The sequence below is a fragment of the Vibrio sp. Y176 genome, assembly GCF_033438945.1.
In genome coordinates, this window is sequence record NZ_JAWOQS010000016.1 from 42,819 (window position 1) to 50,273 (window position 7,455).

Annotated in this window: 5 protein-coding genes; all 5 read left to right on the forward strand. The window is 45.7% G+C overall.

Annotated features, from left to right (window positions below):
- Window positions 1-22: 22 nt before the first annotated feature.
- On the forward strand, window positions 23-1,114 hold the full coding sequence (locus tag R7O13_RS22360) for a flagellar basal body P-ring protein FlgI (protein ID WP_005393118.1): 1,092 nt from the start codon (window positions 23-25) through the stop codon (window positions 1,112-1,114).
- A gap of 16 nt (window positions 1,115-1,130) precedes the next feature.
- Window positions 1,131-2,057, forward strand: a complete 927-nt coding sequence (flgJ, locus tag R7O13_RS22365) for a flagellar assembly peptidoglycan hydrolase FlgJ (RefSeq protein ID WP_042522768.1) — start codon at window positions 1,131-1,133, stop codon at window positions 2,055-2,057.
- Window positions 2,058-2,218: 161 nt separating this feature from the next.
- Window positions 2,219-4,159, forward strand: a complete 1,941-nt coding sequence (gene flgK / locus R7O13_RS22370) for a flagellar hook-associated protein FlgK (RefSeq protein ID WP_318304724.1) — start codon at window positions 2,219-2,221, stop codon at window positions 4,157-4,159.
- Window positions 4,160-4,172: 13 nt separating this feature from the next.
- Entirely contained in the window at window positions 4,173-5,366 is a 1,194-nt protein-coding gene (gene flgL / locus R7O13_RS22375; protein WP_005382037.1) for a flagellar hook-associated protein FlgL, read from the forward strand.
- Between the two features lie 427 nt (window positions 5,367-5,793).
- Window positions 5,794-6,948 carry a flagellin gene (locus R7O13_RS22380; RefSeq protein WP_005382038.1) on the forward strand — a complete coding sequence of 385 codons (1,155 nt, stop codon included), beginning with the start codon at window positions 5,794-5,796 and terminating at the stop codon, window positions 6,946-6,948.
- Window positions 6,949-7,455: the final 507 nt, after the last annotated feature.

Here is a 7,455-nt window from a genome sequence, read left to right on the forward strand (position 1 = left end):
TGACTGCAAGAGATAAGTAAGCATGAAAAAACTCCTTTTAGTACTGATGAGCGTTGCTCTGTTTTCTACCGTAGCCCAAGCCGCACGTATCAAAGACGTCGCGCAAGTGGCAGGTGTACGAAGCAACCAACTCGTGGGTTATGGTTTGGTTTCAGGCTTACCTGGTACGGGTGAAGCGAACCCGTTTACAGAGCAAAGTTTCGCCGCCATGCTGCAAAACTTCGGCATTCAGATGCCGCCGGGCACAAAGCCAAAAATTAAAAACGTTGCCGCAGTCATGGTTACGGCAGAATTGCCGCCTTTCTCTAAACCGGGTCAGCAAGTGGACGTGACTGTCTCTTCCATCGGAAGTGCTAAAAGTTTGCGTGGTGGTACGCTACTACAAACGTTCCTCAAAGGTCTCGACGGTCAAGTTTACGCGGTTGCTCAAGGTAACTTAGTAGTGAGCGGCTTCAGTGCTGAAGGCGCTGACGGTTCTAAAATCGTAGGTAACAATCCAACCGTTGGTCTTATCTCTAGTGGTGCGACAGTAGAGCGAGAAATTCCAAACCCATTTGGTCGTGGTGATTACATCACGTTCAACTTGCTTGAGTCAGACTTCACAACGGCTCAACGTATGGCGGATGCTGTAAACAACTTCCTTGGCCCACAAATGGCGAGCGCTGTTGACGCGACATCAGTGCGCGTGCGTGCTCCTCGTGACGTCAGCCAGCGTGTTGCGTTCTTATCGGCAATCGAAAACCTAGAGTTCGATCCAGCAGATGGCGCAGCCAAAATCATCGTTAACTCTCGCACGGGTACCATCGTAGTTGGTAAACATGTGCGTCTTAAACCAGCAGCAGTAACGCACGGCGGCATGACGGTTGCGATCAAAGAAAACCTGAATGTTAGCCAACCTAACGGCTTTTCTGGTGGGCAAACCGTAGTCGTACCAGACTCGGATATCGAAGTCAGCGAAGAGCAAGGCAAAATGTTTAAGTTCGAACCAGGCTTAACGTTGGATGATTTGGTCCGTGCCGTGAACCAAGTCGGGGCTGCGCCTTCGGACTTGATGGCAATTTTACAAGCATTGAAGCAAGCTGGTGCCATTGAAGGCCAGTTGATCATCATTTAATGGTTAGGAGGTAGGTATAATGAACAATCCTAACGACATTGGTTTTATCCATGACATCAGTTCTCTGGACACTCTGCGTCAAAAAGCAGTGAAAGAGGGAAAAGATGGCGAGCAAGAAGCATTGCATGCGGCTGCTCGTCAGTTCGAATCGATCTTCACCTCCATGATGTTGAAATCCATGCGTGAAGCCAATGAGGGCTTTGAGTCCAACATGATGAACAGCCAAAACGAGAAGTTCTACCGACAAATGTTGGATGAACAGATGGCGAGTGAATTGAGTTCGTCTGGTTCAATGGGACTGGCCGATATGATTGTTAAGCAATTAACGGCTGGGCAAGGGAACGACAAAAAAGAAACGGCTATGCGTGATGCGGCAAACAATGCTGCGGAATATCGTCGTGTTGACCCGAAAAAAGCGCGCGAGATTGAACAGCGCTTGATTGAGTCTGGTCAGCTATCTCGACCAAGCAATGAACCCACTCGATTCGATTCACCAGAGTCCTTTGTTAACTCGATGAAGCCATACGCGGAGAAAGCTGCGAAAGCCCTAGGAGTCGAGCCATCTCTGCTACTTGCGCAAGCCGCTTTGGAAACGGGGTGGGGACAAAAGGTCGTGAAGAACGCGCGTGGCAGCAGCAACAACTTATTTAATATCAAAGCAGATCGAAGCTGGCAGGGTGACAAAGTGACGACTCAAACTTTAGAGTTCCACGATAACACGCCAGTGAAAGAGACGGCAGCGTTTCGCTCCTACTCAAGTTACGAAGACAGCTTTAATGACTTTGTACGATTTTTGAATGACAACCCACGTTACGAGACAGCATTGCAGAAACGCGGGAATTCAGAGTTGTTTATTCGCGGTATCCACAGTGCGGGTTACGCGACCGATCCGAATTACGCAGATAAAGTCCTGCAGGTGAAGGATAAAATCGAAAGTATGTAATGTCTCTGCGCCAATTTATGACGTTCTCGAAGGCTTGCCATAGTGCAAGCCTTCACTTTATCTAAATATCTACGCCTTTCTATCACTTGGCACATCTTTTGCTTTTTAATGTGTCTAGGTGATCGGTTTTGCCGATTTATATTTCGTTTTTGGGGGCATGTATGGCGTCAGATCTTCTGAATGTAGGTACTCAAAGTGTGCTTACTGCTCAGAGACAATTAAACACCACTGGTCATAACATTTCTAATGTTAATACAGAGGGTTATAGCCGTCAGTCTGTTATCCAAGGCACGAATGATCCGCGCATGTTCGGTGGTTCTACCTACGGCATGGGTGTGCATGTGGAAAATGTTCGCCGCTCGTGGGATCAGTTTGCCGTGAATGAACTGAACCTGTCGTCGACCAACAATGCCAACAAAACGGATACCCAAGACAATCTTGATATGCTCTCTAGCATGTTGAGCTCTGTGGCATCGAAGAAAATTCCTGAGAACCTGAATGAGTGGTTCGATGCGGTAAAAACCATGGCAGATACCCCGAACGATTTAGGGGCACGAAAAGTGGTATTGGAAAAGGCGAAAATCTTCTCTGATACATTAAATGATTTCCACGAAACCGTTCGACTGCAATCTGATGTCACCAATAAAAAATTGGATATGGGCATTGAGCGCGTTAACCAACTTGCGTTGGAAATTCGCGATATTCATCGATTGATGATGCGCACCCCCGGCCCACATAATGACCTGATGGATCAGCATGAAAAGCTGGTTACTGAGCTGTCAGAGTACACCAAAGTTACCGTAACCCCACGCAAAAATGCCGAAGGGTTTAATGTTCATATCGGTAATGGACACACTCTTGTTTCTGGCACGGAAGCAAGCCAGCTCAAAATGATCGATGGCTATCCGGATGTTCATCAAAGACGATTAGCAATGGTGGAAGGGAATGGTATTAAAGCGATCAAGTCTGATGATATGGATGGCAAAATCGGCGCTTTACTTGAAATGCGCGACAAACACATCCCACAACTTCAAGATGAAATGGGCCGTTTAGCGACGGGTTTCTCCCACAAAATTAATCAGCTGCAATCTCAAGGTCTGGATCTCAACGGCAAGATAGGTAAAGACGTATTTACCGACGTGAACTCTGAGCTGGTGGCAAAATCTCGAGTTTTTGCTGCGCCTGACTCTCAAGCTGATGTTGCGGTTTACATCGAGGACATTTCCGCGATCAAAGGTGGTGAATATTCGCTGCGTTATGATGGCGACCAATACAGCGTGACAACACCGAAAGGTGAGCAAATGTCGTTGAACATTGATCAATCAGATTCTTCGTTTGTTCTGGATGGTATGAAAGTGCAAATCGGTGAAGGTCTTGCCGCTGGTGAGCGCGTATTATTGCGCCCAACACGAAGTGGCGCAGCCATCATCAAGATGGAAACCAATGATGCGAAAGCCATTGCCGCGCAAAGTTATGAAGCTTCAACCACTTTTGCTCAAGGTAACGCCAAGTTCAAAATTCGTGAGGCGGGGGATGTCAAAGAATTTGAGGTCACCGTACAACCAGCCGACGAGAAACATGATAAGCCATGGTTAAAGATCACGGACAACAAAGGCAATTTGCTATCGGACAAATACTCATACCCGCTAGACAAAGATAACCCGATGATTGAAATCTCAGTGCCGAAAAGTCATCCGCTGTATAAAAATGGCGATGCGACTGTATTTGAGCTGAGCGAAGGCGCGCTGATGAATGATAAATTCACCGCAAACTTGGTGCCTTCTGAAGGTGGTAACGGCAACTTGAGAAAAATGCAGAAGATCCAAACAGACAAGATGATGGATGGAAAATCCAGTACCTTGATCGATGTTTATCATAACCTCAATACTGAAGTTGGACTGAAGTCTTCTACAGCAAACCGTTTAGCCTCCGTCGCTCGTTTAGAGCATGAAGCGGCGCAAGAGCGCGTTGCTTCTATTTCTGGTGTTAACCTCGATGAAGAAGCGGCCAACATGATGAAGTTTCAACAAGCGTACATGGCTTCATCACGTGTGATGCAAGCGGCGAATGATACCTTCAATACCATTTTACAACTGAGGTAAGGAGAAGAGATAAGTGCTAACCCGAATTTCTAGTTTCCATAACTATCAGTCCGTACAAAATGATCTGCGTCGTCAAGAGAATAAGGTTCACCACAACCAAGAGCAACTTGCTTCAGGGAAAAAGTTACTGAAACCTAGTGACGACCCCCTCGCTGCGCATTACATCCAAAACATTAGTCAGCAACAAGAACAGCTACAACAATATCTTAGCTCTATAGTGTTGGTGCGTAATCGTCTAGAAAACCACGAAGTTAATATCGCCAATGCGGAGAATTTTGCCGACGAGTCGAAGCGCTTAACGATGGAGATGATTAACGGTGCCTTTTCTGCTGAAGACCGACAAGCAAAGAAGCGTGAGTTAGAAGAGATTGCGAACAACTTCCTTAACTTAGTGAACTCGCAAGATGAATCTGGTAACTACGTGTTTGCGGGTACTAAGCCAAAAAGCCAACCATTCTATCGCGATAAAGACGGTAGTGTTCAATACGCTGGGGACGATTATCAGCGCAAAATGAAAGTCTCTAGCATGCTCGAGATGCCAATGAACGATCCTGGCAGCAAGCTGTTTATGGAGATACCAAACCCATTTGGCGATTATCAGCCGAATTACGATCTACAAAACGGCTCTGAGCTGTTGCTAAACAAAGCTACTAACGTTGACGCTAAGGATGATGCGGCGTATCGCGTGACATTTGTCGATATGAATAACGGCAAATTTGGTTACCAATTAGAGCGTAACGGCAAAGTAGTGGATGCCGATGAGTTTTCTCCAGAGAAAGGGATTGAATACAAAGGCCTGAAAGTGCACGTAAAAGGTCAAATTACGCCTGGTGACAGCATTGAGATCGAAAAGCGGGCAGAGTTCAGCATTTTCGATACCTTCAAGGATGCAATGGCATGGTCAGACAAATCGGTTTCGGATACGTCGGCGACCGCCAAATTGCACCAAATGACAGAAGAATTCCACGCTGCTTTTATCCATTTGAATAAAGCGCGTACAGATGCCGGTGCTCGATTGAGTACGCTGGATATCCAAGAGCAAAATCATGAAGACTTTAATTTGTCTCTCGCAAAAGCGAAGAGCAACTTTGAGGACTTGGATTACTCTAAAGCCGTGATCGAGTTCAGTGAAAACTCGCGAGCGTTACAGGCATCGCAACAAGCATTCGGTAAGACCAAAGATCTAACGTTGTTTAACTACATCTAGTATGACACTCATACACATTGTCTGATTTTGATGCCTTATGTGCAAAGCCTTAAGCGCGATAAGTCGACGTAACCTGAGAGTCTGAGATGTCATGCGGCACGATTTTACCCAAAGCGGCAATGATGCGGGAGGCAAGTCGGGCGGCAACAGGGCAGCGTTCAATACCCTTGGGCTAAGATGAGTCTGACAAACCGGAAATAGCTTAATGATAAAGCTAACTTATTGTTTATTTGATTCTTTTAAAAGTAGTTAAATAAGTTACGCAAGTTGGCACACAAATTGTATTGAAAATATCAGAACAGATTTAGAGATTCTAAACCCTGCGTTTAAGGCAGATTTAGCAAGTAACTTTTACGGTCAGTGCTTATCCAAATGAGAGTAAAGCTGGCCGCTTCGCAAAAGCTTGCGAACTCAACAGGAGAGCAAAATGGCTGTAACAGTTAGTACTAACGTCTCCGCGATGACCGCGCAGCGTTACCTAAACAAAGCGACTGATGAATTAAACACGTCGATGGAGCGCTTATCTTCAGGACATAAGATTAACAGTGCAAAAGATGATGCGGCAGGTCTACAGATCTCTAACCGCTTAACTGCACAGTCTCGTGGCCTAGATGTCGCAATGCGTAACGCGAACGATGGTATCTCGATTGCACAAACCGCTGAAGGTGCGATGAATGAGGCAACCTCTGTCATGCAACGAATGCGTGACCTTGCGATTCAATCATCGAACGGTACTAACTCTCCGGCTGAGCGTCAGGCGATCAACGAAGAGTCAATGGCATTGATTGACGAGCTAAACCGTATTGCAGAAACCACTTCATTTGGTGGTCGTCGTCTATTGAACGGCTCATTCGGTGAAGCAGCATTCCAGATTGGTGCGAGCTCAGGTGAAGCCATGATCATGGGACTCACCAGCATTCGTGCGGACGATACTCGCATGGGCGGTGTGACCTTCTTATCTGAGAACGGTAAAGATAAAAACTGGAGTGTTGACCCAGCTAAATCTGACTTGAAGATCACGCTACCAGGTATGGGTGAAGACGAAGACGGCAATGTTGATGATCTAGAAATCAACATTAATGCCAAAGCGGGCGACGACATCGAAGAGCTTGCCACTTACATTAATGGTCAGTCTGATATGATTAATGCGTCTGTAAGTGAAGATGGCAAGTTGCAAGTTTTTGTCGCACATCCAAACGTTCAGGGTGAGATTTCCATTTCTGGTGGATTAGCATCTGAGCTTGGCCTGAGTGATGAACCTATCAGAACGTCAGTACAAGATATTGATATGACCACGGTACAAGGTTCTCAAAACGCGATTTCTGTGCTGGATTCGGCACTGAAATACGTAGACTCGCAACGTGCAGACTTAGGTGCGAAGCAAAACCGTTTGAGTCACAGCATCAACAACTTGGCGAATATCCAAGAAAACGTTGACGCATCGAACAGCCGAATTAAAGATACAGATTTTGCGAAAGAAACCACGCAAATGACCAAAGCACAAATTTTGCAACAAGCAGGAACATCGATTCTTGCTCAAGCGAAACAGTTGCCAAACTCTGCAATGTCACTATTGCAGTAGTTTACTTAGCCTGTGCTCAATACATTCAGACGTGGATGGGAATGCAGGCTTTTGGCAAGCAACTTTACAATAGAATGAGCGGCTCTCTCATCTCTCACCTGCCAATCATTTTCAATGTAAAGTTGCACTCGGTATGCCGGAAATGTGTTCATTTCTCTTGATCTCCACATAGGCTCTGGCGACCAACCTAGCCCCAGTTCTCTCAAAGGAAAAGGGGCTTTTTCTTTTCTAATTCTTACGTCTATCGTCTGCGAACTTATCTTCAATTGTTTCCTTTCGCTGGTTTTCTATACAATTTGGCCCTCTCGGCTCGATTTGTGGAAACTTGAGCACTTTTTCTTACTTTTCTTCAATTTTATTAGCTAAATCTCGCAATGTTATTTTTTTAAACTTTTTTCTAAAGCTTCTGAATTTGGTGTCGTTAATAGAGGTAACTTTGAGAGAACTACTTGGTTTTCCGAGACGTCGGAAACCGCTACACCGGAAAATCAATTGGAGAAATCACCA